The 25,465-nt window shown below is 73.9% G+C and carries 25 protein-coding genes; 14 read left to right on the top strand and 11 right to left on the bottom strand.

What is annotated here, in order from left to right; translation table 11 throughout:
* Positions 1 to 118 precede the first annotated feature (118 nt).
* Positions 119 to 2,284: an MMPL family transporter gene (locus AB0881_RS38215; RefSeq protein ID WP_366625295.1), complete on the top strand. Its 2,166-nt coding sequence runs from the start codon at positions 119 to 121 to the stop codon at positions 2,282 to 2,284.
* Positions 2,285 to 2,376: 92 nt separating this feature from the next.
* Here AB0881_RS38215 and AB0881_RS38210 read toward each other — a convergent pair whose 3' ends face one another.
* A complete protein-coding gene (locus tag AB0881_RS38210) occupies positions 2,377 to 2,700 on the bottom strand; it encodes a hypothetical protein (protein WP_366625294.1) in 324 nt (107 codons plus the stop codon).
* Positions 2,701 to 2,859: 159 nt separating this feature from the next.
* On the opposite strand from AB0881_RS38210, the gene AB0881_RS38205 reads away from it, so the two are divergent.
* On the top strand, positions 2,860 to 3,570 hold the full coding sequence (locus AB0881_RS38205; protein ID WP_366625293.1) for a type 1 glutamine amidotransferase: 711 nt from the start codon (positions 2,860 to 2,862) through the stop codon (positions 3,568 to 3,570).
* Between the two features lie 78 nt (positions 3,571 to 3,648).
* Here AB0881_RS38205 and AB0881_RS38200 read toward each other — a convergent pair whose 3' ends face one another.
* Positions 3,649 to 4,509, bottom strand: a complete 861-nt coding sequence (locus tag AB0881_RS38200; protein ID WP_366625291.1) for an SDR family oxidoreductase — start codon at positions 4,507 to 4,509, stop codon at positions 3,649 to 3,651.
* 44 nt (positions 4,510 to 4,553) lie between these two features.
* Between AB0881_RS38200 and AB0881_RS38195 the strand changes: the two genes are divergently transcribed.
* Positions 4,554 to 5,189: a TetR-like C-terminal domain-containing protein gene (locus tag AB0881_RS38195; protein WP_366625289.1), complete on the top strand. Its 636-nt coding sequence runs from the start codon at positions 4,554 to 4,556 to the stop codon at positions 5,187 to 5,189.
* 34 nt (positions 5,190 to 5,223) lie between these two features.
* Here AB0881_RS38195 and AB0881_RS38190 read toward each other — a convergent pair whose 3' ends face one another.
* Entirely contained in the window at positions 5,224 to 6,750 is a 1,527-nt protein-coding gene (locus AB0881_RS38190) for a penicillin-binding transpeptidase domain-containing protein (protein ID WP_366625287.1), read from the bottom strand.
* 287 nt (positions 6,751 to 7,037) lie between these two features.
* Between AB0881_RS38190 and atpE the strand changes: the two genes are divergently transcribed.
* Positions 7,038 to 7,271 carry an ATP synthase F0 subunit C gene (gene atpE, locus AB0881_RS38185; protein WP_366625297.1) on the top strand — a complete coding sequence of 78 codons (234 nt, stop codon included), beginning with the start codon at positions 7,038 to 7,040 and terminating at the stop codon, positions 7,269 to 7,271.
* A 92-nt stretch (positions 7,272 to 7,363) separates the two neighbouring features.
* Here atpE and AB0881_RS38180 read toward each other — a convergent pair whose 3' ends face one another.
* Positions 7,364 to 10,159: a LuxR C-terminal-related transcriptional regulator gene (locus AB0881_RS38180; protein WP_366625285.1), complete on the bottom strand. Its 2,796-nt coding sequence runs from the start codon at positions 10,157 to 10,159 to the stop codon at positions 7,364 to 7,366.
* Between the two features lie 187 nt (positions 10,160 to 10,346).
* Between AB0881_RS38180 and AB0881_RS38175 the strand changes: the two genes are divergently transcribed.
* Both AB0881_RS38175 and AB0881_RS38170 read left to right on the top strand, forming a co-directional pair.
* Positions 10,347 to 10,703 (top strand): VOC family protein, encoded by a 357-nt coding sequence (locus tag AB0881_RS38175; protein ID WP_366625283.1) that lies wholly within the window; start codon positions 10,347 to 10,349, stop codon positions 10,701 to 10,703.
* Positions 10,704 to 10,780: 77 nt separating this feature from the next.
* Entirely contained in the window at positions 10,781 to 11,392 is a 612-nt protein-coding gene (locus tag AB0881_RS38170; protein ID WP_366625281.1) for a glyoxalase, read from the top strand.
* Positions 11,393 to 11,414: 22 nt separating this feature from the next.
* Here the strand turns inward: AB0881_RS38170 and AB0881_RS38165 are convergent, their stop codons facing one another.
* A complete protein-coding gene (locus AB0881_RS38165; protein WP_366625279.1) occupies positions 11,415 to 11,885 on the bottom strand; it encodes a DUF3592 domain-containing protein in 471 nt (156 codons plus the stop codon).
* A gap of 117 nt (positions 11,886 to 12,002) precedes the next feature.
* On the opposite strand from AB0881_RS38165, the gene AB0881_RS38160 reads away from it, so the two are divergent.
* Complete coding sequence (locus tag AB0881_RS38160) at positions 12,003 to 13,103, top strand: DUF6183 family protein (RefSeq protein ID WP_366625277.1); 1,101 nt, start codon at positions 12,003 to 12,005, stop codon at positions 13,101 to 13,103.
* 55 nt (positions 13,104 to 13,158) lie between these two features.
* On the opposite strand, the gene AB0881_RS38155 is transcribed toward AB0881_RS38160, so the two are convergent.
* A complete protein-coding gene (locus AB0881_RS38155) occupies positions 13,159 to 13,773 on the bottom strand; it encodes a helix-turn-helix domain-containing protein (protein WP_366625275.1) in 615 nt (204 codons plus the stop codon).
* Between the two features lie 195 nt (positions 13,774 to 13,968).
* On the opposite strand from AB0881_RS38155, the gene AB0881_RS38150 reads away from it, so the two are divergent.
* The 7 genes from AB0881_RS38150 (at position 13,969) to AB0881_RS38120 (ending at position 22,304) form a co-directional block, all read left to right on the top strand.
* Positions 13,969 to 14,955, top strand: coding sequence for a phosphotriesterase (locus AB0881_RS38150; RefSeq protein WP_366625273.1), 987 nt, complete (start codon positions 13,969 to 13,971; stop codon positions 14,953 to 14,955).
* Positions 14,956 to 15,006: 51 nt separating this feature from the next.
* Positions 15,007 to 15,975 (top strand): phosphotriesterase, encoded by a 969-nt coding sequence (locus AB0881_RS38145; RefSeq protein ID WP_366625271.1) that lies wholly within the window; start codon positions 15,007 to 15,009, stop codon positions 15,973 to 15,975.
* 14 nt (positions 15,976 to 15,989) lie between these two features.
* Positions 15,990 to 17,123 (top strand): FAD-dependent monooxygenase, encoded by a 1,134-nt coding sequence (locus AB0881_RS38140; protein ID WP_366625269.1) that lies wholly within the window; start codon positions 15,990 to 15,992, stop codon positions 17,121 to 17,123.
* Between the two features lie 4 nt (positions 17,124 to 17,127).
* Positions 17,128 to 18,054 carry an alpha/beta hydrolase gene (locus tag AB0881_RS38135; protein WP_366625267.1) on the top strand — a complete coding sequence of 309 codons (927 nt, stop codon included), beginning with the start codon at positions 17,128 to 17,130 and terminating at the stop codon, positions 18,052 to 18,054.
* Positions 18,051 to 18,986, top strand: a complete 936-nt coding sequence (locus tag AB0881_RS38130) for an MBL fold metallo-hydrolase (RefSeq protein ID WP_366625265.1) — start codon at positions 18,051 to 18,053, stop codon at positions 18,984 to 18,986. Before AB0881_RS38135 ends, AB0881_RS38130 begins: the two co-directional genes overlap by 4 nt.
* 17 nt (positions 18,987 to 19,003) lie before the next feature.
* On the top strand, positions 19,004 to 20,740 hold the full coding sequence (locus AB0881_RS38125) for a CocE/NonD family hydrolase (RefSeq protein ID WP_366625263.1): 1,737 nt from the start codon (positions 19,004 to 19,006) through the stop codon (positions 20,738 to 20,740).
* A gap of 139 nt (positions 20,741 to 20,879) precedes the next feature.
* Entirely contained in the window at positions 20,880 to 22,304 is a 1,425-nt protein-coding gene (locus tag AB0881_RS38120; RefSeq protein WP_366625261.1) for an aldehyde dehydrogenase family protein, read from the top strand.
* 235 nt (positions 22,305 to 22,539) lie between these two features.
* Here AB0881_RS38120 and AB0881_RS38115 read toward each other — a convergent pair whose 3' ends face one another.
* From AB0881_RS38115 to AB0881_RS38095, 5 genes are all read right to left on the bottom strand, one after another.
* A complete protein-coding gene (locus AB0881_RS38115) occupies positions 22,540 to 23,073 on the bottom strand; it encodes a hypothetical protein (RefSeq protein WP_366625260.1) in 534 nt (177 codons plus the stop codon).
* Positions 23,074 to 23,283: 210 nt separating this feature from the next.
* On the bottom strand, positions 23,284 to 24,066 hold the full coding sequence (locus tag AB0881_RS38110; RefSeq protein ID WP_366625258.1) for an alpha/beta hydrolase: 783 nt from the start codon (positions 24,064 to 24,066) through the stop codon (positions 23,284 to 23,286).
* 10 nt (positions 24,067 to 24,076) lie between these two features.
* Complete coding sequence (locus AB0881_RS38105) at positions 24,077 to 24,544, bottom strand: SRPBCC domain-containing protein (RefSeq protein WP_366625256.1); 468 nt, start codon at positions 24,542 to 24,544, stop codon at positions 24,077 to 24,079.
* On the bottom strand, positions 24,541 to 24,888 hold the full coding sequence (locus tag AB0881_RS38100) for a metalloregulator ArsR/SmtB family transcription factor (protein WP_366625254.1): 348 nt from the start codon (positions 24,886 to 24,888) through the stop codon (positions 24,541 to 24,543). The genes AB0881_RS38105 and AB0881_RS38100 overlap by 4 nt, the downstream gene beginning before the upstream one ends.
* Positions 24,889 to 25,013: 125 nt before the next feature.
* On the bottom strand, positions 25,014 to 25,199 hold the full coding sequence (locus AB0881_RS38095; RefSeq protein ID WP_366625252.1) for a hypothetical protein: 186 nt from the start codon (positions 25,197 to 25,199) through the stop codon (positions 25,014 to 25,016).
* Positions 25,200 to 25,465 lie beyond the last annotated feature (266 nt).

The raw sequence follows: 25,465 nt of genomic DNA, 5'->3' as shown, positions 1-25,465 counted from the left end.
CGCGCAGGGGAGAGGACGTCCCCTCCGCCGGCGGGCGACCGCGGCGCGCCGGCGGCGGACGGTGGAACCCGGCGCCGATCCGGCGCGCACCCCTCCGAGAACACGCAGGAGAACCGTCATGCAACGCATGATCCGCCGCGTCGCCGGCGCCAGTGCCCGCAGACCGTGGGCCACGATCGGGGCGTGGCTGGTCGCCGCCGCCGTCCTGCTGGGGCTGGCGGGCACCGCCGGCGGGACGTTCGTCGACGACTTCGTCGCTCCCGGCAGCCAGAGCGAGCGGGCCGCGCGGCTCCTCGAAGAGCGCTTCCCCGAGGCCACCGGCGGCGGCGCGATGGCGGTGTTCGCCGTACCGGACGGGCAGCGGCTCGACCGCCACCGGGCCGCCGTCGACGCCGCGGTCGCGCGGATCTCCGGCGCGGAGCACGTGACCGCGGTGTCCGGCCCGTTCACCGCCGGGACGGTGTCGGCCGACGGCCGCATCGGCTTCGCCCAGATCACCTTCGACGTGCCGGCGACGGCGCTCGGCCCGGAGCCGCTCGCCGCGATCGCCGGCGAGCTGGAGCCGCTGCGGGACGCCGGGGTCACGGCGGAGCTCGGCGGCGACGCGGCGTTCATCAACGCCGAGCCGGTGAGCTCCGGCACCGAGGCGATCGGCGTGCTGGCCGCGCTGGTCGTGCTGCTCGTCGCGTTCGGCACGGTCGTCGCCGCGCTGGTCCCGGTCGCCCTCGCCCTGGTGACGGTCGCTGCCGGCATGGGCGGCATCCTGTTGCTGGCGAGCGCGATGGACGTCTCCGGTGCCGCGCCGACCATCGGCGCGATGATCGGGCTCGGCGTCGGCATCGACTACACGCTGATCATCATGTCCCGCTACCGGGAGAACCTGGCCGCCGGTCAGGACGGCCCCTCCGCGCTGTCGAACGCCATGGGCGCGGCGGGCTCCGCCGTCCTGTTCGCCGGCGGCATCGTCGTGGCGGCGATGTCCGCCCTTGCCGTGACCGGCCTGGGCTTCCTGATCTCGGTGGGCCTCAGCACCTCGCTGGTCGTGCTGTTCGCCGTGGCCTCCGCCCTCACGCTGCTGCCGGCGCTGCTGACGCTGCTCGGCCGCCGGGTCGACGCCGGGCGGCTGATCGGCCGGCGGCGCCGGCGGCACGCCCCGCGGGCCGAGGACACCGCCTGGTGGCGCTTCGCCCACCGCGTCTCCGGGCGGCCGTGGCCGTACCTGCTGGCCGGTGCCGCGCTGCTGTCGGCGCTGGCCGTCCCCGCGCTGTCGATGCAGACGAGCTTCCCGGACGCCGGCGACGACTCGGCGAGCAGCACGCACCGCCGCGCCTACGATCTCCTGGCGGAGGGCTTCGGCCCCGGCGTCAACGCCCCGCTGCTGCTGGTCGCCGACCTGCGGTCCGCGGGCATGACCGCCCGGGACGTCCCCGCGCTGTCCGCGCGCGTCGCCGCCGACCCCGGGATCGCCGCGGTCGGCCGGCCGCGCACCTCCCCGGCCGGGGACACGGTCGTCGTCCCGGTGACCCCCGCCACCGCGCCGGCGGACGCCGCGACCTCGCGGACGCTCGAGCGGGTCCGCGGCCTCGTCCCCGCGAACGTGTCGGTGGCGGGCCTGACCGCGATGACCGACGACCTCACCCGGCAGCTGCGCGACACCCTGCCGGTCTTCGTCGCCGCGATCCTGGGCGCGTCGTTCCTGCTGCTGATGCTGGTGTTCCGCTCCATCGCCGTACCGCTCAAGGCCGTGCTGATGAACCTGCTGTCGATCGGCGGCGCGTACGGCGTGGTGGTCGCCGTCTTCCAGTGGGGCTGGCTGAAGGGCCTGTTCGGGCTCGAGGACCCGATCCCGATCGCGTCCCCGCTGCCGACGATCTTCTTCGCGGTCCTGTTCGGGCTGTCCATGGACTACGAGGTGTTCCTGCTCTCGCGCATCCGGGAGCACTACGACGCCACGGGCGACACGGCCGAGTCGGTGGCCCGCGGCATGGCCGCCACCGGGCGCGTGATCACCTCGGCCGCGCTCATCATGACCGTGGTGTTCCTCGGCTTCGTCGCCAACCCGTCACCGCTGGTCAAGATGCTGGGCCTGGGACTGGCGACGGCGATCGTGCTGGACGCGGCGGTCGTCCGGACCGTGCTCGTGCCCGCGGTCATGGCCCTCCTGGGCCGGGCGAACTGGTGGCTGCCCGGCCTCCTGGCCCGCCGCCTGCCGCGACCGGCCGCCGCGGCCGCGGGCGGTGCCCCGGAGAGCCCCGAACTCGCCGACGCCACCCGGTCCTCTTAGAACGCGGGCACCTTAGAACGCGGGCACCGTGCGAATGAGCGCCGAGCCCCGCCGGCCGGTCTCCGGCCGGCGGGGCCGCGCTTTCTCCCGTGCTACATGCTGGACAGGGCGAAGCCCATGAGCAGTACCGCGCATGCGAGCCCGCCCAAGAAGACGACCGCCGAAGCGGCGAGCGCGAGCCCTGGCTTGAGCAGATTGCGCACGACAAGGTAGATCAGCGCGGTGGCCAGGAAGGCGAGCACGGGAAGGTAGGGGACGAGCAGCGACGTCAACCCCACGAGGACGGCGCTGACCAGCGCCATCGACACCCTGCCCGTGCCCTTGAGGTCACGGCCGCCGAGCCAGTAGGCGATGGCTCCGGTGAAAGCGGTGCTGCCGGCGAGCATCCCGATGATGATCAGGTCGTCCGAATTCAAGTGGGAGTCTCCATTCCAGCGGACTCGATGAGATGCGTGGGCCACCTCGTATGATCCAAAACCAGGGTCAAAGGTTCGGGGACAAGGGCCTTACCCGTGACGTGATCTTGGGGTGACACTGGGAAGCGCGTTGTGGGCCACGGAGGAGGAGGGGAGCGCGTGCGCGCACTGGTGATCGAGCAGGACCCGATGTGCCCGGCCGGGACGGTGGGGGACAGGCTGGTCCAGCACGGCTTCGACCTGGTCACGCTGACGGTCGTCCCCGCCGGGCGGCGCGATCGGCCGGGCGTGGACCGAGCCTTCCCCACCACCGCCGGATGGGACGTGATCGTGGCGCTCGGCGCGCCCTGGTCGGTGGACGACGAGGCGGCCATCGGCCCGTGGATCGGCGCCGAACTGGCGTTCCTGCGCGCGGCGCACGAGGCCGGGACACCGGTGCTCGGCATCTGCTTCGGCGGCCAGGCCCTGGCCACCGCGCTCGGCGGCGGCGTCGAGCGCGCCCCGCGCGTCGAGCTCGGCTGGACCGAGGTGGAGACCGCCGAGCCCGCGCTGATCGCGCCCGGCCCGTGGTTCGAGTTCCACACCGACCGCTGGTCGCTCCCGCCCGGGGCCGTGGAGATCGCCCGTACCGACGTCGGGTCGCAGGCGTTCCGGATCGGGCGCAGCCTCGCCGTCCAGTTCCACCCGGAGGTCACGCTGCCGGTGATGAAGGAGTGGCTGGAGCACGGGGCGGAGCAGGGCATCGAGACCGGCGGGCTGCTCGACCGCAGCCGCGGCATGATGGCGGACGCCGAACGCCGCGCCCACGCCCTCGTCGACGCCTTCCTAGAGCACGCCGCGCTGGACCGCGCCCCGCTCGGCGCCGACTGACCGGCACCCGCGCCCGTCCGGCCCGTCAGTGAACCGGGACGGCTTGATGCAGGACGCGGCGCCGGTCCGACGGGCGGCTCAGCCGAGTCGCCGGGAGCGGACCGCCGCGGTCACGCCGCCGTCCACCAGCAGGTCGGTGCCGGAGATGAAGCCCGCGGCCGGGCCGAGGAGGAACTCGGCGGCGGCGGCGATGTCGGCGGGGGTGCCCGCGCGCCCGGCGTTGGAGGACTCGATCATCATCCGCATGCCCGCGCCGTGCTCGCCGTCGAGTTCGGCCCGGCCCATCGGGGTGGTGATGACGCCGGGGCTGATGGAGTTGACGCGGGCGCCCCGGGCGCCCCACGTGGTGCTGGCGGCCTGCACGCGCAGCTGGCTGGCGTGCTTGGCGAAGCTGTAGGCGGCACCGCTGTCGCCGAAGCGGGACTCGGCGCAGACCGGGAGGGACAGCAGCTCGTCGGCCGGTGCGGTCGCCAGCCGCACGGCCTGCTCGGACGGCAGCGGCGGGTGCATGTGGCCGGCCATGCTGGAGATGACGAGGCCCGCGCCGCCGGCGGCGACGACGCGGCCGAACTCCTCCAGCACCAGGGCGACGCCCAGCAGGTCGACCGCCAGGATCGCCGGGATCGGGGCCTGCACCGGCGACAGCCCGGCGGTGTGCACGACCGTGCGGACCTCGCCCAGCGAGGCGGCCAGCCCGGCGAGCGCGGCGACCGATCCGCGCGCCGACACGTCCACCGGCTGGGCGGCCACCTGGTAGCCCTCGGCTTCGAGTCGCCCGGCGGCGGCCTTGAGCACCCGCTCGTCGTGGTCGGCGACGATCACCTGGGCGCCCGGGCCGATCCGGCGGGCGATCGCCTGGCCCATGCCCCCGACCCCGATGACCACGATCACCTGCTGCGCCATGCCCGCCTCCTCGTCTCTGACCCTGTCGTCCGACATATGTCTGTTATACAACACCTGTCGGAGACAGTAGCCTGGACGGTGTGACCGCGGACCTTCCCGACCCTTCGCCGGACCGCCGCGTCCGCCGCACCCGCGCGGCGCTGCGAGCCGCGCTCCTGGAACTGATCGCCGAGCGCCCGCTGAACCGGATCGCGGTCTCCGACGTGGCCAAGCGCGCCGACGTGAACCGGTCGACCTTCTACGAGCACTACGACGGCGTGCACGAGCTGGCCGCCGACGCCTGCACCCGGATGTTCGACGAGCTCATCGCCGCCGCGCCGGTGCTGCTGCCCGCCGACGACCCGGCCGGGCAGCGCCGGGGACTCGACGAGCTGGCCGCCGTGTTCGCCCACATCGCCGCCCACGCCGACCTCTACCGCGCCCTGCTGGGCCCCGGCGGCAGCGCCCAGGTGATCGACCACCTGCACCGGCGGCTGACCATCGCCGTCCACGTCAACCTCACCCGGCCCGGCACCGGCACCCACGCCGAGGACCCCGACTCGGCCCCGCACGACCCGGCCGCGTCCTACCTCGCCGGCGCGCTGCTCGGCACGGCCGCCGACTGGCTGCGCCACGGCTGCCCCGGCACGCCCCGGCAGCTGGTCGACACCCTCTGGGCCCGGCTCCCGTACCCGGCGCCACGCCGTCCGGCCGGGGCGGCGGACCCGGCCGGCTGAGCCGCGCCACCGGCCGTCCCGGAGGGGGCGAGTCCTAGCGCAGTGTCCGCAGGAAATGGGCGGCGAGCGGGGCGGCGACCTCGGCGCCGGAGCTGCCGCCCTCGACGAACACGGCGAACGCCACATCGCCGCGGAAGCCGATGAACCAGGCGTGCGGCCTGCCGCCGGCGACCTCGGCCGTTCCGGTCTTGCCCGCCGTCCCCGCCGGGAGGCCGGCGCGTTCGGCGGTGCCGTCGGTGACGGCCGCGCGCATCATCTCGCGCAGCGCGCCCGCGCCCGGCACGCGGCGGGTGCGCGGCCTCTCTCCTCGGATCAGGCCGGCGCCGACCAGCCGCGGCGGGCGCCACCGCCCGTCCGCGACGGCCGCGGCGACCAGCGCCATCGTCAGCGGGCTGGCCTGGACCCGTCCCTGGCCGATCGCCGCCTCGGCGGTTTCGGCGCCGCCGCCGGGGCGGGGGAAGGAGGCCGGGGTGGCGGAGATCCCGGGGGCGATCGGTTCGCCGAACCCGAACGCGGCCGCGGCGCCGGCGAGCTTTCCGGCCCCCAGCTTCTCCACGGCCAGCTGCGCGAAGGTGGTGTTGCACGATGCGGCCAGGGCGTCCCGCAGGGAGGCCGACCCCAGCGCGAGGCCCTGGGCGTTGCGGATGGTGCGCTGCGCGGTCACCACCGACCCGGGGCAGGCGGCGCCGCTGCCCGCGGACATGCCGTCGGCGAGCAGGGCGGCGGCGGTGACGACCTTGAAGGTGGAACCGGGCGGGTAGGAGCCCAGGAACGCGCTCAGTCCGCCCAGGCCGTCGGCGACGGCCAGCACCTGCCCGCTGGACGGGCGCACCGCCACCAGGGCGGCGCTCCTGCCGGCGACGGCCTTCTCGGCCGCGGCCTGGACGCCGCGGTCCAGCGTCGTGCGGATGCGTTCGGACGGGGCCGCGCCCAGTACCGCCAGCCGCCGCGGTGTACGCCCCGCCTCGGTGATCTCGACGGCCCACCCCGAGGTGTCGGCCTCGGAGTCGCTCAGGTCCTCGGCCAGCGCCGCGATGTAGGGCTGGAGCGGGCCGGAGTCCGAGAGCGCCCGCCCCTTCCCGTCGGTGATCGTCGCGGGCGCGGCCCGGGTCTCGGCGAGCGTCCAGACGGCGAATCCGGTCAGCGCCGGATGCAGGGTCGCCGGGCTCCACAGGACCCGCCACCGGTCCTTGACCAGGCCCATCACCAAGGTCGACCGGTAGGACCAGGTCACCTGCCCGGCGAGGCTTCGAGTGATCTTGAAGTCCTGGTGCGCCCGGCCGCCCGCGTCGCGGACCAGCGGGCTCGGCGTCAGCGCGACCGAGGACACCTTCAGACCCTGCGACAGCGCCCGATGCTGCGCGGCGAAGTCCGCCGGCGGCGCGGCGACCAGCTCGGCCATGCGATCCAGCGCCCCACCGCGCCAGGCGGTGAAGTAGTCGCGGGAGATCCGCTCGGGAGTGCCCCGGTCCCGCCACGGATAGGTCACGGCGGCGGCACCGCCGGCCGCCAGGGCGAGCAGCAGCAGCACGGCCAGGACGAAGACCCCGCGAGATCGCAACACCGCCCCCTTCGAAGGCCGCAACGATCATCTCCGATCACGGCCTCCGCCGGGTGGCCGGATCCGGGCACGGGACCGCGCCGGAGGCCGCCACCGTCATTTCCAAGAGGCCGCTCGGCGCGCGGGGCAAATCCTCGAGCGTCAACTGTGCCGATGCGCCGAACGGTCAGAATCCCGACACATATGCCGACCGGTTACGGCCACGGCATTCACTTTTCTCTCTGCCCGTGCTGGGAATTTTGAATAGTGAAGATGCCAGAGTGGTGAAAGGGGAGACCGTGCTCGATATGGCGCTGCCGGTCCTGGCTGAGGTGAAGGGGAATCTCGGGTCCATCGCGTACGGCCTGGCGGCCATCGGGCCCGGGATCGGTGTCGGCATCATCTTCGGCCAGGGCGTGCAGGCGATCGCGCGCCAGCCGGAGCTGACCAACGTCATTCGCACCAACATGCTGCTGGGGTTCGCGCTGACCGAAGCGCTGGCGCTCATCGGATTCGTCGTGCCGTTCGTGCATCGAGCCTGACCCTGGATGATTCGCTGAAGCGTCCGCCATTCGCCGCCTGGTGATCACCTGCGAATTCCGGCGGATTCGCGGGAATGGATCGTTCCGTGCGGCTAGGGAACGGTCATCGGGGCGAGGCCGAGTTCGGCGAGTGCGGCCTCGCCGCGGGCGGCGTGCTCGCCGCCCGCGAGGATCATGGTCCGCGCCCACTGGTAGCGGCAGCCGGCGGCGCCGAACGCGCCCGCCGTGGCGAGCAGCCGCTCAGCGTCGCCGTCGAGCAGCGCCTCGGCCCGTTCCACGAGGGCGCCGGCGACCGGGTTGCCGGCGGTGCGCCTCCGGGCGTCGGCCAGGCGGTCGCGTGCGTCGGGACTCCCGGCGAGCACGCCGGCCTCCGCGCGCAGCGCCACGTACCAGTGGTGCCAGATCCAGGTGACCCATCTCCACACCTCGCCGGGCTCGGGCGCCGTCCGCTCCAGCGCCTCCGCGGCCCGCCCCTCGTGGAGCAGGAGCATCGCGTCGAAGACGGCGCCATAGCCGTAGGCGCGGTTCGGTGACGGCTCGAACCGGTCCAGGACGGCCGCCCATTCGCGCCGGGCGCCGTCGTCGCCGCGGAGGCCGTGGGTCATCACCACCGCGGCCACTGCCGGGTCCAGGTCCGGCCAGGCGGGGCCGCCGCTCCGCCGCCACGCGTCCAGAAAGCGGACGCCGCCGGCGAGCACCTCGCCCGCGTCGCCCGCCAGCGCCGCGGTGACCAGCAGCCAGCTCGTGGCGCGGTGCCCGACCTCGGCCTGCGACGGATGGTCGGCGAGCCGCCGCGCCCAGCGGCGGGCGTCCGGCAGGTCTCCCACGCCGATGCCGGTCTGGGCGGCCTCGCCGAGCGCCTGGACCAGCTCGTGGGTCACGGCCGGCGTGGCGGGCGCGGACGAGAGCAGCGTGACGCGGCGCCTGGCCGTTCCGGCGGTGGCGAACGCGTCGCCGACCCAGCTGAGGACGGCGGTGAGCGCGTCGAGCGCCGCGGACTCGGCGGGCGGGTCGCCGGTACGGCGGGCCAGCTCGACGGCGCGTTCGGCGCGGGCGAGCGTCTCGGCGACGACGTCGTCCAGCGGGTCCTGGTCGGCGCCGAAGGCGTCGGTGACCGCCGCCGCCTCGGCCAGCGCCACCGCCGCCCGCGCGGCGGGGTCGTCGCCGGCCGACTCCCGCGCCTCGGCGATCAGCGCGGCCGTCTCCGCCGGGGACGGCGCCCGCATGAACGTGCCGGAGAACCTGTACACGGTCGTCGCGGCGGTCGCCAGATCGGCGGCGGCGCGGGCGGCGTCGCCGGACCGGCGGGCGGCGCCGGCGGCGGCCCGGTGCAGGCGGTACATGTCGTCGCCGTGCATCCGGCAGCCGGCCGCGGCCGCGGCGTCCCGGAGCATCGCCGCGGCGGCGGCCGGGTCGGCGGCGAGCGCGGCCGCCTGCTCGTAGCGCTGCTGGGACTCGTCGACCAGGTTGCGGGTGAAGGCCAGCTCCGCCAGGTGCCGGGCGAGGCGGTGGGCGTCCGCGCGCTGGTCCGGCTCCTCGGCCGCCCAGGCCAGGGCGGCGCGGAGGTCGTCGGCGACCGCGTCGAACCGGGCCCGCCAGTCCTCCCCTCCCGCCGCCAGGCCGGCGGCCTGGTCCAGGCACCAGGCGAGGTGCCCGGCTCGCGTGCCGGCCAGTTCACCGGTCTCGGCGAGCCGCTCGGTCCCGTACTGGCGGATGGTCTCCAGCGCCCGGTAGCGGGTGCCGCCCGGCGACCCCGCCACCGCCAGCAGGCTCTGCTCGGCGAGGCGGGCCAGCCCGTCGGCCACGACGCCCTCGTCGGCCCCGGCCACCCGCGCCGCGGCCTGGACGGTGAACGGTGCCACGAACACCGACACCCGCCGCAGCAGCGCGCGATCGTCCGGCTCCAGCAGGGCGTGGCTCCAGTCGAGCGCCGCGCGTACCGAACGGTGCCGGTCCTCGGCGCGGGATCCGCCGGTGAGCATCCGGAGCGGGTGGGACAGCGCGGCGGTGATGCCGTCCAGCCCGAGGGTCGGATACCGGGCGGCGGCCAGCTCGATCGCCAGCGCCATCCCGTCCAGCCGCTCGCAGATGGCGGTGACGCGGCCGTGCGACTCGGGTTCCAGCGGCAGGCCGACCGCCGTCGCCCGTTCCATGAAGAGCGCGACCGCGTCCGAACCGCCGCCGGCGTCCAGCGACAGCGGCGGCACCTGGTACACCCGCTCGAACGGCACCATCAGCCTGGCCCGGCTGGTGGCCAGCACCGTCACCCTCGGGCAGGCGGCCAGCAGCCGTTCGAGGAACAGCGCGACCCCGTCCCGTACCTGCTCGCAGTTGTCCAGCACGAGCAGGGCATGGCGGTCGGCCAGCGCGGCGGCCACGGACTCGGTCATGCCGCGGCCCGGCTGCTCGCCGAGGCCGAGCGCGCCGGCGACGGCGGCCGCGACCATGCCCGGGTCGGTGACCGGCACCAGATCGACGAACCAGACGCCGTCGGGGTACGCGCCTGCCGCGTCCGCTGCCACCGCCAGCGCGAGCCGGGTCTTGCCGACCCCGCCGGGGCCGACCGCGGTCACCTGCCGGTGGGCGCCGATCATCCCGGTCAGCCGAGCCCGCTCGTCGCTCCGGCCGATGAACGAGGTCAGCGGGGCGGGCAGGACGGGGGGAGCGTGCGATCCGCCGTCGCCGGAGTTAGAGCCGGAGTCGGGGGCTCGCCCGGCGAGCGCGCGCCGGTCCGGCACCTCCAGCTTGCGCAGCAGGGAGGAGACGTGGCTCTCCACGGTGCGCACCGAGATGGACAGCCGCGCCGCGATCTCGGCGTTGCTGAGATGCCGCCCGACCAGGTCCAGCACCTCGGCCTCCCGAGGCGAGATATCCACTGTCACCACCACCGTCCCATTCTCCCGCAGCCGCGTCCGTGGTCGGCTCGCGGCACGGAGTGCGCACGGGGTGCGCACTCCGTGCTCCGCTTTCCGTGGTGGAATCCGTGGTCGCCACGGATGTGCGGGAGGAGGGCCCGGCGGCAGGCTGTGAGCACCTGAACAGCACGCCGACACGGCCACGACTCCAGGAGTGACCTTGACCGACTTCTCCACCCAGGGGATCAGGACCGTCCTGCACCCCGTGTCCGACCTGGCCCGGGCCAAGGCGGTGTACACCGCCCTGCTCGGCGGGCCGCCGCAGACCGACTCCCCGTACTACGTCGGCTTCGACACCGGGGACCAGCACATCGGGCTGGTGCCGGACGGCGGGCCGCAGGGCATGACCTCGCCGGTGGCGTACTGGCACGTACCGGACCTGGAGGCCAGGCTCGCCGAGGTCGTCGCCGCCGGCGCCACGGTCAAGGAGGCCGCGCACGACGTCGGCGGCGGCCGCCGGGTCGCCACCGTCACCGACACCGACGGCAACGTCCTGGGGCTGATCCAGGACCGGTGAGCACCGGCCCGACCCCGCCGCGGCGACCACTGCCGAACACCCCGAACCGTCCCGACATACTCACTGAAGGAAATGCCATGACCTCGTTCGAAGCCGTCACCCTGGAAGTCTCCGACCCCGCCGCCGCGCAGGCCTTCTACAAGGCCTTCGGCCTGGACGCCTACGTGAACGTGCGCGAATCGGACGCGCCGACGACCGGCTTCCGCGGGTTCGCCCTGTCGCTCGTGGTGGCGCAGCCGGGCAACGTCGACGCGTTCATCGAGGCCGCCCTCGACGCCGGCGCGACGACGCTGAAGCCGGCCACCAAGAGCTTCTGGGGCTACGGCGGCGTCGTCCGCGCCCCGGACGGGACGATCTGCAAGATCGCGTCCTCCAAGAAGAAGGACACCGCCCCCGCCGCCCGGCGGATCGACCAGATGGCGCTCCTGCTGGGAGTGGCGGACGTCAAGGCCAGCAAGCGGTTCTACGTCGACCGCGGCCTCGCGGTGGCGAAGAGCTTCGGCGGCAAGTACGTCGAGTTCGACACCCCCGCGTCGGCCGTCACGCTGGCGCTCTACCCGCGCCGCGCCCTCGCCAAGGACACCGGCGTCCCCCAGGAGGGCACCGGCTCGCACCGGATCGTGATGGGCGGCGACGCCGCGCCGTTCACCGACCCGGACGGCTTCGCCTGGGAGACCGCGGCCGCCTGAGGCGGCCGGCCGGTGGACACCGTCATGACCGCCGAAGCCCCCGGCCCTGGCGCCGAGGCTCCGGCTTCTGAGCGCCGGGCCGGGTGCGGTACGCGGCCGCGCCGGAGAGCACCGCGACGGCCAGGGCCAGCGCGCACCAGGGCAGGACCCGCGCCGGCTTCTGGTCGTACCGGGCGCTGGCGGCCGGGTTCCGCGGGTCGTAGAGGACGTCCACCGTGCTCCCCGTCTCGGCGCCGGGCTTGAAGAGGCGCCGCCTCGCGGACGCCCGCACGGTACGGCCCTCGCCCGTGGTGAACTCGAAATCGACGGTCCCGGACGTGCGGTCGCCCTCGACGTCCAGGACCCGCGCCGCCGCCCGGGTCTTCCCCTGGTCCGGCACCCACGCCGCGATGGCCCCGCCGCCGAAGGTGACGAGGTACAACCCGGCGCAGACGGCGACCATGAGGCACAGGACGTACACGGGGCGGTAACGCGGCGAGCGAGCGGAGGGCACGCGTCCATGATGCCCGCCGCGGAACGCCGGGCGGGCCGGCGCCGTCCGATGTGGAGCGGCGCTCCGGACCAGGGCGCGCGACGCCGGGTCGACGGAACGCAGGGCGAGGAGTCCGCCATGGAGATCGGGGAAGCCGTCCGGCGGATGGGCCTGGCACGGAACCACCGGGACCGGCACTGGAAGACGGCGGTCCAGGTGACCGACCGCACCATCCGGAACGCGGAACCGGAGTGGCTGGAGGAACTGCTGGAAGCGCTCCTCCAGGTGGGCGATCCGACCTATCCCATGTGCTATGGCTTCCCGGTCGCGTTGCAGCGGCTCGCCACCACGCCGGGCGACGTGGAACGGATCAGGAGCGTCCGGAGGATCGCCGCCGAAGGCAAGACCTGGGGTGACGTGCGGTACGAGCTCGCCGGGGTCGCCTCCTGGCTGGCCGCCGCGCAGCCCCTGGACCACCTCCTGGCGTTCCTCGGCACCGCCGATGCCGCCGACGAGCTCGCGGCCTGCCTGCTCCAGGAGACCGCGCTGCGCCATGACGCGAACGGCGCGTCCGGCTTCGCCCGGAGACTGCGCGCCGCCGGTCATCCCCTCGCGGAGCTGCCCCTGCGCCGCACCCCGGCCGAACGCAGGCATGGGCTACCCCACTACCCCGGCCTGCCGCAGCCTGAGTGGCACGCGCCGGGGGAACGTACGCCCGCGCCGGGCCCGGCCGGGATCGACCTGACGGCGACGGAACTCGGCTGGCCCGCCGCCGACCGGGCGCTCAGCGCCCACCGGGCCTGGGTCTCCGGCGGCGGTGAGTGCACGGAGGCCCGGCTCTACTCGCTGGACCGCCCGCTCGCCCCCGCGGACTTCGGGGCCTCGCTGCTGCGCCTCCTCACCGCGGACAGCACCGGCGGTGGCCTGGACGAGGTGTCCAGGGCGACCACCGCGGACGTCCTGCACAAGCTCTTCCAAGGGGCCACGGGCGGCAGCGCGTACGGTCCCGGCCTCGGCGGCGCGTACGGGCGCCTCGCGTCCTGGGAATCGCTCGCCGCGCTGGCCGGTGCCGATGGGGGCGGCACGTCGGCCGTCGAGCGGGCCGCCGACCGGTGCGCCTGGCTGTTCTACACCTCCGGCTGGCATCTCCAGGTCCACCCTTCGATGGACGTGGGCATCGCCGTCCTGCGCCCGGACGGCCGGACGGTCGCGGTCCTCGCGGCCACCGACTCGGACTGAGGGCCATCCGCCGCCCGGCGGCGCACGCGGCCGCCGATGGCGGGAGCGCGGGCGCTCAGTGGCGGCCGATGGTGCCGAACCAGCTCTCGGTGAGGACGTCCAGCATCTCCTCGCGTCCGGCGCCCCAGTGCCCCGGGGTCCAGTGGCGGGCGACGTGGTCCAGCTCGGTGATCGCGATGACGCCGCGGAGGTGCCGGGTGCCGGCGGGGAACCGGCCGGCGCGGTCGAGGCCGTCCCGGACGTCGCCGATGGCCTCGTTCAGCCACGCGTCGAGGAGCGCGCGGATCTCGGCGTCGACGGCCGCGGCCTCGAACGCGGTCGTGGTGTACGGGCGGATCGTCTCCCAGCGTTCCGACGCCGCCGCGAGCCAGGCGCGGATCCGCTCCCGGGAGCCGTCCTCGACCACGGCGACCAGCTCGCGCTCGGTGGAGCCGTGCTCGGCCGAGGGGACCCGGTCGAGCGCGGCGTTGAGGCGCTCGGAGATGAGCGCCTTCATCAGGTCGACCTTCGAGGGGAAGTAGGCGTAGAACGTCACCCGCGTCGTTCCCACCGCCGACGCGATGTCGTCGACCGTCGTCGTCGAGTAGCCCTTCGACGCGAACAGGTCCAGGCCGGCGTCCAGCAGGAGCCTGCGCGTCATCTGCTTCTGCGCCTCACGAAGCCTCGCCATGCCCGCCAGCGTAGAGCACGGCGGCCGCGTTCCGTGCTTGCCGCGCGTTCAGGATACGGTCTGCTCAAAAGTTTGACGCGATGTAAGGTTAACTGGCACTCTTCAAAGCCGAGGCGTGATCGCGGTCACCCGCCGCGACCTCGGCCCAGAGGACAGCGGCGCGAGCCGTCGCGTCGGCATCGAAAGGAAGTGGCAGTGAGAGGTGCGCAGGCTGCCGGGAGCGGCACCGTCAACACCGTCCTCGGTCCCGTCCCCGCGCACGAGCTGGGCGCCGTCGCCGTTCACGAGGCCCTGCTGTCGGTGCTGCCGGGCGCCGAGCACGCGTACGACATCACCCTCGACCGCGCCGAGATCTTCGAGATCCTGGCGGCGAGGCTGGCGGACTTCCGCGCGCACGGCGGAGGCACGATCGTCGACGCCACCGGCATGTTCCACGGCCGGGACGTGCGGTTGTACGAGGCGCTCTCGCGCGCGACCGGGGTGCACATCGTCGCGTCGACGGGCATGGGACCGGAGGAGCTGCTCGGCGGCTACTTCCTGACGCCGCAGACCGATCCGCCGACGCCGTGGCCGGCGGAGAGGTTCGCCGGCCTGTTCACCAGGGAGATCACCGAGGGCATGGTGGTCCCGCGGGTGGAGCGGCGGGGTGCGGCGGGCCTCGTGGCCACCGCCGCCTCCGCCGAGGGCATGACGGCGACCGACGAGAGCCTGTTCCGCGGCGCGGCCCGGACGGCCCTGGCCACCGGGGTCCCGGTCTCCGTCCGGTACGGGGCCGACGCCGCGCGCGACCTCGAGATCCTCCTGGACGAGGGGCTCCCCGCCGCGCGGGTCGCCGTCGGCGGGCTCGACCGGAAGGAGGCGGTCGCCGCGGGCGCCCCCTTCGAGATCGCCCGGCGCGGCGCCTACGTCGCCCTGGACGGCATCGGCCTGGAGGGCGGCGCCCATGTCACCGACCGCGAGCGCGCCGCCCTGGTGGCCGAGCTCGCCGGGGCCGGCCACGCCGAACGGATCCTGCTGTCGAGCGGCGCGTCCGGCGTGGCCAAGGGCCATCCCGGCAACGACCTGCCGTACAGCCACGTGCTGGCGGCGTTCGTCCCCCTCCTCAGGGAGCGGGGGCTCGGCGACGAGGACGTCCGGCGCCTCCTCGTCGAGAACCCGCGCGACCTGCTGACCCCGCGCTGACCGCCCGGCGGCGCGGAACATCGAGCTTCGAACCTTCTAGGGGTGTGCGTTGTGACGCGAGTGAACACCGTCCTGGGGCCCATCCCGGCCGAAGAGCTGGGGATCGTGGCCGTCCACGAGCACATCGGGTACGGCATGCCCGGCTCCGAGCTGGACACCACGTGGTGGAAGTCGCCCGAAGAGCGGTACGAGGAGACCGTTCCGAAGCTGCGCGCGTTCCACGAGTACGCGCGGGAGTACGGCGGCGGCACCTTCGTGGACGTGACCGGCATCTGCAACGGCCGCGACGTCGACTACTACAGGTCGCTGTCGGCGAAGACCGGCGTCCACATCGTCGCCTGCACCGGCTTCGTCGGCGGCGACACCGCGCTGCCGTTCTTCGCCCGGGCGAGCGTGGACTACCTGGCCCGGCACTTCGTCCACGAGATCACCACCGGCATCGGCGGCACGGGCGGACGCGCCGGCGTCATCAAGGTCGGGGTGAGCCGCGGCGGCCGCATGACGGAGCTGGACAAGCGCATCTACCGCGCCGCCGCCCGCGCGTCGAAGGCCACCGGGGCCGGCATCCTGACCCATCTGGCCATCGACGCCGAGAACGCGATCGCGATCTTCGACGAGGAGGGGCTGCCCCTCGACCGCGTGCTCTTCGGGCACGTCGACGACGGCGTCAACGCCGGCAGGACCCGCGACACGTGGATCGCCGACCAGGGCGGCCGGATCGGCTTCGACACCTTCGGCTACGAGACCGAGCTCCCGGACCCGCCGTTCTGGGCCCGCCCGCGCCGGGAGCGCCTGGACCACTTCCTCCGGTTCATCGGCGGCGAGGGCCGGCTCGAGCGGGTGCTCGCCTCGGCGGACGCCAACTGCAGCCCGCTGGGCTGGCCGGGCGTCCAGGGCCACACCGTCAACTACATCTTCGAGGACCTCATCCCGGACCTCCGGGCCGCCGGTCTCGACGAGGCCGCCATCAGGACGATCTTCGTCGACAACCCCGCGGACTTCCTCTCCCTCAAGAACTGACAAGGACCAGAGCCATGCAGTCCTCGGACCTGAAACAGCTGAACATCGCCGTCGTCGGCGCGGGCTACGGCGGCGCCGCCGCGGCCAAGGCCCTGAGCCTCCTCGGCGCCACCGTCACCGTGTACGAGCAGGCGGGCCGGATCCGCGAGGTCGGCGCGGGCATCGGCCTGCGCCCGTCCACCATGGACCGGTTCCGCCGGTGGGGCGTCATCGACGCCGTCAAGAAGGTCAGCTCCCCGAGCGACTACTTCGAGATCCTCACCGCCGCCGGCGAGCGGATCATGGTGGAGGCGTGGCCGGAGATCGACGCCTTCGGGCAGACCACCCACCTGATCCACCGCGGCGACTTCATCGACACGCTGCTGTCGGTGCTGCCCGAGGGCATGGTCCGCCTCGGCCACCGGGTCGAGCGGATCGAGGACAGGGGCGACCGGTCCGTCCTGACGTGCGCCAATGGCACCACCGTGGAGGCCGACCTGGTCGTCGGCGCCGACGGCATCAAGTCGGTCGTCCGCGAGCAGCTGTTCTCCGGTGCCGGGCCGGTCTTCTCCGGCGAGCACGCCTACCGCGCCGTCATCGACATCGACGACGCCTACGGCATGGTCGCCGACGACAACCTGCGGATGTACATCGGCCGGGGCACGAAGGTCTACCTGCTGCCGCTGCGCCACCGCGGCCAGGTCTCGTTCGACATCACCGCGCTGTGCCCGGACGGCACCTGGGCGCCGGCCGTCACCAAGGACGACCTCCTCAGGACGGTCGAGGGCTTCGACGAGCGGATCGTGAACATCACCCGCGACCTCGACATGGCCGCCGTCAACTGCCGCGCGGTCTACGACATCGACCCCGTCGACACCTGGCACTCCGGCTCCGTCGTCCTCGTCGGCGACGCGGCCCACTCGATGCTGCACCACCAGGGCCAGGGCGCGAACTCCGCGATCCTGGACGCCGGGGCCCTCGCCGACGCCCTCCAGGAGGCCGGCTCGGTCAAAGAGGCGCTCGCGCTCTACCAGGCGACCCGCAAGCCGGTGACCGACGAGCTGCAGCGCATCTCGCGGCAGGGCTGGACCGAGGACGAGGTCGACGACGTCTTCCCGGGCCAGAAGCCCGCCTCCCAGAACCCCGCCTCCCGGAAAGAGCAGGTCTGACGCCATGCCGCTGCACCCGGAGATCGCCAAGGCCCTCGCCGCCATGCCCGCCCCGCCGCCCGGCCCGCTGGACCCGGTGGCGATGCGCGCCGGCGAGGAGGCGCAGGTCCCGCCGCCGGCCGACCGCCTGCCGCTCCACTCCGTCGAGGACCTCACCGCGGAGACCGCCGCCGGCGAGGTGCCCGTACGGGTCTACACGCCGGACCGGGCCGAGGACTACGGCCTGCTCGTCTACTTCCACGGCGGCGCGTTCTTCCTCGGCAGCCTGGACACGCACGACCACGTCGCGCGTTCCCTGGCGAGGGAGACCGGGCTCAAGGTCGTCTCCGTCGGCTACCGGCTGGCGCCCGAGCACGCCTTCCCGGCCGGTCTCGAGGACTGCTACGCCGCGGTCCGGTGGGCCGCCGGGAACGGGGACGCCCTGGGCTGGGACGGCACGACGCTGGCCGTCGCCGGCGACAGCTCCGGCGGCACGTTCGCCGCCGCGGTCGCGGGCATGGCGCGCGACGGCGGCTTCGACCGGATCACCCACCAGGTGCTGTTCTACCCGTCGCTCGACCTGGACTTCGACACCGACCGCTACGCGTCCCTGCGCGAGAACGCCACCGGATACGGGATGGAGACGGCCGGGCTGAAGCCGTTCAACGCCTTCTACATCGGCAGCGGCGCCGACCCGGCCGACCCGCGCGTCTCCCCGGTCAAGCGGGCGGACCTCACCGGGCTGCCGCCCGCGCTGATCATCACCGGCGAGCTGGACCCGCTGCGGGACGAGGGCGAGCTGTACGGCCGGAGGCTGCGGGACGCCGGAGTGGACGCGGCCGTCAGCCGGTACGCGGGCGCCGGGCACGGCTTCGTCCAGCACTTCTCGTGGATCCCGGAGTACCACCGCGCCTTCGAGGAGACGGCCGCGTTCCTGAAGAGGGCGTCATGACGGACGTGAGCGTCCACCCCCTGGTCTCGCCGTGGGGCCGGTTCGGTCTCTACAGCTTCTACATCGACGCGCCCGAACCGGCCATCGTCGACACGGGGATCGCGTCCTCGCCCGCCGAGGGCATGGCGCCCGCGCTGAAGGCCCTCGGGCGCCGGATCGAGGACGTCCGCTGGATCCTGCTGACCCACGGCCACATCGACCACGTCGGCGGCGCGCACGCCCTGTGGGAACTGACCGGCCGGCGCGCGCGGGTCGTGATCCACGAGGCCGACGCGCCGCTGCTGCGCTCGCGCCGCGCCCATGTGGACGAGTACCTCGCCGGGCGCGGCCGGTACCTGAACGACGCCGGGGGCGCCGCGAAGGTGGCGGCCGCGGCCGATGCCGTCATCTCGGGCGAGATGGAGCCGGCGATGCTCGTCAGGGGCGGCGAGACGATCTCCCTCGGCGGCACCGCCGTCTCCGTCCACTCGATCCCCGGCCACACGGCGGGGTCGGTGGCGTACGTCATCGACGGGCAGCGCTCCGCCTTCGTCGGCGACGCCGTCCAGGTGCACGGGGCCGCCAACGGCTTCCCGGGTTTCGAGGACCCGGCCGCCTACCGCGCGAGCCTCGCGTACCTGCGCGACGAGGTCCGCCCGCGGCGCCTCTACCTCGGCCACCCCTACCGCCGCGCCGACGGCACGCCGTACGGGGTCGGACTCGGCGCCGCGCAGGCCGATGAGGCGCTGCGCGAGAGCCTCGACATCGAGCGGCGGGTCGAAGCGGCGGCCCGCGACTGCCTGTGCGCGGGCCTCCGGGAGACCGAGTCGGCCTACTCGCCGTTCGCCCCCGTGGCACGGGCGGTCGGCTACACCGCCGACCCCGCCCTGGAGCCGTCGCCGTTCTTCACCTCGATGCACGGCTACCGCAAGCACTTCCACCAGAACCCGTGACAGAGGAGACGCCGCCCATGGCCGACTTCCAGATCATCCAGGCGGGCCTGGACGAGATCGCCGTCCGCAAGGACCTCCGCGTGCCGATGCGCGACGGCGTCACGCTGGCCGCCGACGCCTACCACGGCGGCGACGGCCGGCCGCGTCCCGCGCTCGTGGCGCTCAGCCCGTACGGCAAGGAGCTGCAGGCGCTCGCGCTCACGACGCCCCCGCAGCGGCGGCCCAGCCCGATGTGGGACGGCTGCGTCGAGGCGGGCGACATCGCGCGCGTCGTCAGGGAGGGCTACGTCCACGTCATCGGCGACCTGCGCGGCTCCGGCGCCTCCGAGGGCGAGCACATCGGCAACTACAACGCCGGCGGCGTCCCGCTGGGCCGGGACGCGTACGACTTCATCGAGTGGGTCGCCGCGCAGCCGTGGTGCGACGGCCGCGTCGGCATGATCGGCATCTCCTACTTCGGCTCGATGCAGGTGCTGGCGGCGGCGGAACGGCCGCCGAGCCTCAAGGCGATCTTCGTCAGCGGCGGCCACTACGACTTCTACGAGACCACCTACCACGGCGGCGTCATGTGGTTCATGCCGCGCGCCGCCCGCGAGGGCCGCGGCGGCGACTCCGGCTGGGCGTTCACCGACCGCGTCAAGTCCCGCATGCTGGAGGCGTACCCGCCGGAGGAGATCCGGGAGCGCGTCGCCGCGCGGCTGGCGGACCCGGACGTGGCGGCCTGGCCGAACCTCGTCCACGTGCTGAACTACCCGGAGAACCACGAGGCCTGGTTCGACATCGTGATGAACGACCTCGACGGCGACTGGTACGAGGAGCGCAACCCCATCACCCTCGCCCCGAACATCGACATCCCCGTCTACCTGCAGATCGACCAGGGCCGCGGCTGGACGGTGGACGGCACCATCGAGCTCTTCAACGCCCTGAAGGGCCCGAAGAAGCTCGACATCGGCCCGTACCCGCCGATGCAGTCGCGCCCCTTCGTCGAGGAGCACGACAAGATGTTCCGCTGGTACGACCACTGGATCAAGGGCATCGACAACGGGATCATGGACGAGCCCGCGGTCACCGTGTTCGCCGAGGGCTCCCGCGAGCGGGTGACCGGCGCCCAGTGGCCGCCGAAGGACGTCGAGTACCGGTCGCTCCACCTGCGCCCGCGCGGCGCGCTCTCGTTCGAGCCCGAGCCCATGGGCGCCGAGCACGCGGCCCCGGACGGCTTCTACCAGGCGCCGCTGACGGTCACCGACAAGGTGGAGATCCTGAGCTGGAGCACCGGGCCGTTCGAGGAGCCGGCGGAACTGATCGGCACGGGCGCCGCGCACATCTTCGCGGAGATCGACCAGGACGACACCAACTTCATCCTGCGCATGTGGGACGAGGCCCCGGACGGACGGCGGCAGCTCATCACCTCCGGCTACCTCAAGGCCTCGCACCGCGAGCTCGACGAGGAGCGCACCACCGAGGGCGACCCGTACCACCCGCACACCCGCGCGGTCCCGGTCGAGCCCGGGCGGATCGAGGAGTACGTGCTGCGCCTCTACCCCTTCGCGGCGACGTTCCGGCCGGGCCACCGGCTGGTCGCCGAGCTGTCGAACGACGAGCCGCTCGCCGACGCCCACAACGCGCTGCTGCCGCCGGACGCCTTCCACCTGCCGGTGGGCCGCCCCGTCACCCACAAGATCTACCGCGACGCGGCGCACCGCTCCCGGCTCGTGCTGCCGTTCACCACCAGGCCCGCCACGGCGGACGACTAGCCGGCCGGCCGTTTACCGAACCACGTTCCGTTCCGTATGTTGGCCGTGCAACACCCATGATGGCCAGCCCCACCCCGGACGGCGCACGCGCCGGCATCCGGGCAGGACCCGGGACCCCGGGACCGCGAGGAGGAAGTTCGTGGAGCACGTCAAGCAGTTCTACATCGGCGGCCAGTGGGTCGCGCCGCGCACCGACAAGACGATCGACGTCATCAACCCGGCCACCGAACAGCCCATCACGTCCATCGCCATGGGCGGCGCCGAGGACGTCGACGCCGCCGTCGCCGCGGCCAGGGCCGCGTTCGAGACGTTCTCCCAGACCAGCAGGCAGGAGCGGCTCGACCTGCTCGACAGCGTCATCGCCGTGTACTCCAGGCGGCTGGACGACCTGGCCGACATCATCAGCCAGGAGATGGGCGCGCCGCTCTCCCTCGCCCAGGCCGCGCAGGCCGTCGCCGGGCTGGGGCACCTCGGCACCGCGCGGGCGGTGCTCGCCGACTTCGAGTTCGAGAGCCGGGTCGGCGGCAGCCTCGTCGTCCGCGAGCCGGTCGGGGTGTGCGGGCTCATCACGCCGTGGAACTGGCCGCTCAACCAGATCGCCTGCAAGGTCGCCCCGGCCCTGGCCACGGGCTGCACGATGGTGCTCAAGCCGTCCGAGGTGGCGCCGCTGAACGCCGTCCTGTTCGCCGAGATCCTGGACGAGGCCGGCGTGCCCGCGGGCGTGTTCAACCTGGTCAACGGCGACGGGCTCGGTGTCGGCGCCCCGCTGTCGGCCCACCCCGACATCGACATGGTGTCGTTCACCGGCTCCACGCGCGCCGGTGTCGAGGTCGCCCGCGCCGCCGCGCCGACCGTCAAGCGCGTCACGCAGGAGCTGGGCGGCAAGTCCGCCAACATCATCCTGGACGACGCCGACCTCCAGACCGTCATCGCGCGCGACATGGCGAACATGTGCACGAACTCGGGCCAGTCGTGCAACGCGCCGACCCGGATGCTCGTCCCCGCCGCCCGCATGGACGAGGCCGCGGCCATCGCCGCCGAGGCCGCACGCGACATCGTCGTCGGCGACCCGCGGGAGGCGACCACCACGATCGGCCCGGTGGTGTCGGCCACGCAGTACAGCCGGATCCAGCAGCTGATCGAGAAGGGCATCGGCGAGGGCGCAAAGGTCGAGGTCGGCGGCCCCGGCAAGCCCGAGGGCCTGGACACCGGCTACTACGTGCGGCCGACGGTGTTCTCGCACGTGTCCAACGACATGACCATCGCCCGCGAGGAGATCTTCGGGCCGGTGCTGGTGCTGATCGGCTACGAGGACGACGACGACGCCGTGCGCATCGCCAACGACACCGTCTACGGCCTGTCGGGCTACATCTCCGGCGGCGCCGACCGCGCCAAGGCCATGGCCCGCCGCATCCGCAGCGGCAACGTCCACCTCAACGGCGCCGGTGTCGACTTCAACGCGCCGTTCGGCGGCTACGGCCACTCCGGCAACGGCCGCGAATGGGGCGCGTTCGGCTTCGAGGAGTACCTGGAGACCAAGGCCATCCTGGGCTACGGCGACTGACCGTTCCGAGACCGGCACCGCCCGCCTCGAGACGCTCCGCGGCAGGGCCGGCCGGCGGCATGCCGGCCGGCCCTGCCGGGCTCGCCGGGGCCGTGGCGCTTGCGCCGGCGCTCCGGTTTCGTGTCCCCTGAAGGTGGACGGGTCTCCTGCCTGGGGGATGGCGAATCTGTCCGGGCAGGAGGCCCGTTCACCCGTGCCGCGCCCGTCCGTCGGAAGGCGGGGTCGCGGTGGGGCGTCAGGACAGTTCGAGCAGCCGGTTCAGCTCGGCGACCAGCAGGGCGGCGCCGGCGGTGTCACCGCTGTCGAGCAGCCCGACGAGCGCGCACAGCAGGTTCCCCAGCAGCTTGCCGGGCCCGGACACCGCGGTGATGTCCAGGACGACGCGGTCGAGGTGGACCTGCAGGCCGAGCAGATCCAGGTCCAGCGGGCCGAGCGTGAGGTCCAGGATCGGGCACTCGCGCTGCAGGGCGACGGGCAGCGAGGCGGGCTCGCCGGTGACCGTGCCGATGGTGGCGCCACCGGCGTCGCGCAGGGTGCCGTCGAACACGCCCTCCAGGACCATCCGGCCGTCGTTCAGGACGAACCGGCTCGGGGTGAGGGTCCCGGCGAAGGTGCCGCCGTCCGCCGTGGTCCCGGTCACGGCGGGGGTACCGAGCGGCCCCGCCGCTGCGGGCGCGGCGGGCGCGGCGTGCGCCGGGACCGTGGTGAGGACGGCGGCCGTGATGAGCGCCGCGATCAGCGCCAGCGGCCAGGTGAGTGATCGTTGCACGAATGCTCCCCTTTCTGTGGTCCCGCCACCGTTCGGTTGGCGGGGCGACGGCCGTACCCGCCAGATCGAAGGGCACGCGAGGGGAGTCGCCTTGGAACGATCCGATAAAGAGGTGCGCGATCGTCCGCCGTATTCGGCGCGGTAGCGGGCGGACCGTGGCCGCATCCGGCCACGGTCCGCGGCCGGACGCGGTGCCGGGGAGCGGCCGCGTCAGGCGTTGAAGAACTCGGTCAGGACCGGAGCGAGCGCGTCAGGGGCCACGTCGTGCGTCTGGCCGTCGAGCGACCGGAACCCGGCCGCGGGCAGCGCGCCGGCGGTGGCCTCGGCCGCCTTCCGGAGGTTCTGCGGGGACTCGCCGCCGGTGAGGACCAGCGTGGGGACGGTGACCGCGGCCGCCGTACCGCGCGGCACGGTGCCGTCGCCGAGCAGCCTGGCGTCGTAGGCCAGGGTCGGCGCGATCGCCTCCATCGCGGCCCAGCCGGGCTGGGCCCGCATGCCGGCGATCGCCTGCGGGGGAACGCCGACGTTCGTCATGAACAGCTCCACGGCGTCGCCCCGGCGCCCGGCGGCGAGAAGCCCGGTGAGCCGCCGGGTGTACTCCCCGGCACGGTCGTCGCGCTCGACCTCCGCGGTGAACGGCGGCTCGTAGAGCGCCAGCTTGGCGACCCGAGGGTCGGCGGCCGCGGTCTCCAAGGCGAGCGCCGCCCCGGAGGAGATGCCGTAGAGGTACGTCCGGGGCCCGGCGAGCTCGATGAGCGCGCGCAGGTCCTCGACCTCGCGGGCCACCGCGTAGGGCTGGGTGTCCGCGCTCTCGCCGCGGCCGCGGCGGTCGTAGGCGTAGACGGTGAAGGCGTCCCGGAGCATCGCGGCGAGGGGGCGCATCGGGCCTCCGGCGCGGTGGCACATGGCGCCGTCGACGAGGATGAGCGGTGGGCCGCCGCCGTCCCGCTCGTAGGCGATCGCGGTGCCGTCGGCAGAGGTGACTGTGGGCATCCGGGGCTCCTCACTCCGGTCGGCGTGCTCGTACGGTGTCCAGTCCGGCCAGGTAGGTGTCGAAGCGGTCGAGGCTGGTCGCGAAGCCGGCCCTCGCCTGGGCGCTCATGTAGGCGGCCGGCACGTTGGTCTGATGGGTGATCACTTCGGTGCGGCCGTCGCCGAGGTCGACGAAGGTGATCGTGGTCCGCATGCCGCCCTCGACGTCGGGCTCGATCCACACCAGCCGTTCCGGCCGGCGGACCTCCGCGTACACGGCGCGCATGGTGTACGTGCCGCCGTCCGCGTCGCTGACCATGGTGGTCTCGAAGGCGCCGCCGGGGCGCAGGTCGACCACGATGCCGTCCACCGGCGTGGTCGTCCCGGCCGGGCCCCAGAAGTGGGTGAGGTGCTCCGGCATGGTCATGCAGTCGAACAGGAGCTCCCGCGAGGCCCGGTGGACGCGCCGGTAGGTCAGCTCTCCCGTGCCGCCGCTCATCGCTCCGCCTCCGTCTCTCCGCGCAGGGCCGTCAGGTGCTCCGCGAGACGGTCGTGGCGGCCGGCCCACATCCGCCGGTGCCGGGTGATCCACTCGGCGGCCGCGTCCAGGTGCGCCGGTTCCAGCGCGCAGGGCCGTGACTGCGCGGTACGGGTCCGCGAGATCAGCCCGGCGTGTTCGAGGACCTTCAGATGCTTCGAGATCGCCTGCTGCGTCATCGCGAACGGCTCGGCGAGCCGGCGCACCGTCGCGTCCCCTTCGGTCAGGCGTTCCAGGATCGCCCGCCTGGTGGGATCGGCCAGCGCCGAGAACACCAGGCTCAACTCGTCTTCCACGACTGCCATGCCCCGACCGTACTCACAACCGGGCATTTGCACAACCAACTGGTTGTGCTCGGCGTCCGATGCGGCCGGACGGCGAACGGCCCGCCCTCCTGCGCGGAGGGCGGGCCGCCTGCTCGTACGCTGCGTCAGCCGAGCGGAGTGCAGACTCCGACGCCTCCGCTCTGGGCGGTCAGGTCGTAGGTCACCTCCGTTCCCGGCGGGCAGGCGGCGGCCTGGGCGGACACCGCGTCGCCGGCGATGCCGGCGGCCGTCGCGGTCACGACGGCGGCGGCAAGAAGGATCGGCACGGCGATGCGACGCACGATGTTCACGGACTACCTCCATCACTGGCAGATACGAACGGCTACGTACAGTAGTCATCGATGCCGTGGCGGCGCAGCCGATGGGCCGCAGTGAGACCACCGGGACAGAAGAGCCGAACGGTCAGGCCCGCGACCCGATCCCCGCGGATAGCCGCCCGCTACGAGAAGGGGCCGGCGGAAGGGCCCGGCCAGGACGGGGGCGGCAGCTCGGTCGCCGGGAGCCGGGACGTGCGGTACCGGCCGCCGGCCGGCGCGCCGCCGTTCGCGGCCGGGCC

The organism is Spirillospora sp. NPDC029432 (assembly GCF_040703975.1).
Taxonomy (GTDB): Bacteria; Actinomycetota; Actinomycetes; order Streptosporangiales; family Streptosporangiaceae; genus Spirillospora.
Note: the sequence above shows the minus strand (reverse complement) of the source record. Positions and strands in the feature narration are given on the sequence as shown.